The following is an 893-nucleotide window of genomic DNA, read 5'->3' as shown; positions in this document are numbered from 1 at the left end:
GCGCGGGGCGCGGCCGGGGCGCGCGGCTACTCCTGCACCCGCAGGGCCTGCCGCAGCGACAGGCGACCGCCGGTCTGCAGCAGGCTGCGCCGGTAGATGCGTCCGGCGATCGCGATGAGCGCCGCCGCGGCGGCGAGGGTCAGGGCCAGCGACAGCACCGGCTCCCACCAGGCGGCGGTGCCCGCGAGCAGCCGCGCCGGCATCGTGACGACCGAGGCGATCGGCACGTACGAGGCGATCACCTGCGTGGTGCCGCTGCCCATGAGGCCGAGCAGCAGCAGCCCGACGAGCAGCATCGTCATCGGCATGGTCGTGGCCTGCAGGTCTTCGGTGCGGCTGGCGAGCGACCCGCACACGGCCCACACGCAGGCCAGCGCCATGAAGCCGACCGCGAAGAACACGAGGAACCACGCCGACGGTCCGAGCAGCCCCGGCAGCATCGCCCCGGAGTCGGTGAAGCTGACTCCGACGAGCGCCACCCCGACGAACAGCACGAGTTGGCCCATGGCCAGCGCCGCGTTGCCGAGCACCTTGCCGACGAGCAGCTGCCGCAGCGGGATCGCGGTGGCGAGGATCTCGACGATCCGCGACTGCTTCTCCTCCACGACGCTGCTGGCGATCGCCATGCCGAACATCACGGAGGCGATGTAGAAGAGCATCGCGAAGACCGCCCCCGCGATCCGGTTCACCGCCTGCGCCTCGCCGCCGCCCCCGTCGGAGACGGCCCGCACCGACAGTCGCGAGCCGGCCTCGAGCGTCGCCATCGACGTGCCGGCCGCGGTGGCGTTGGCGGCCATGACGTGGTCGCGCACCGCCGCACCGAGCCCGGCGGCCAGCAGCGGTCCGGGCTCGTCCTGCCCGGTGAGCACCCACGCGCCGCCGTCGCGGTGCAG

1 protein-coding gene is annotated in these 893 nt (G+C 73.8%); it reads right to left on the bottom strand.

Translation table 11 applies throughout. From position 1 onward, the window contains the following. Positions 1–26 precede the first annotated feature (26 nt). Positions 27–893, bottom strand: an 867-nt coding sequence (locus PINTE_RS21440) for an ABC transporter permease (protein ID WP_068434637.1), incomplete at its 5' end; no start/stop codon positions are given.

Source organism: Piscicoccus intestinalis NBRC 104926, from assembly GCF_001515525.1.
Classification (GTDB): domain Bacteria; phylum Actinomycetota; class Actinomycetes; order Actinomycetales; family Dermatophilaceae; genus Kineosphaera; species Kineosphaera intestinalis.
Note: the sequence above shows the minus strand (reverse complement) of the source record. Positions and strands in the feature narration are given on the sequence as shown.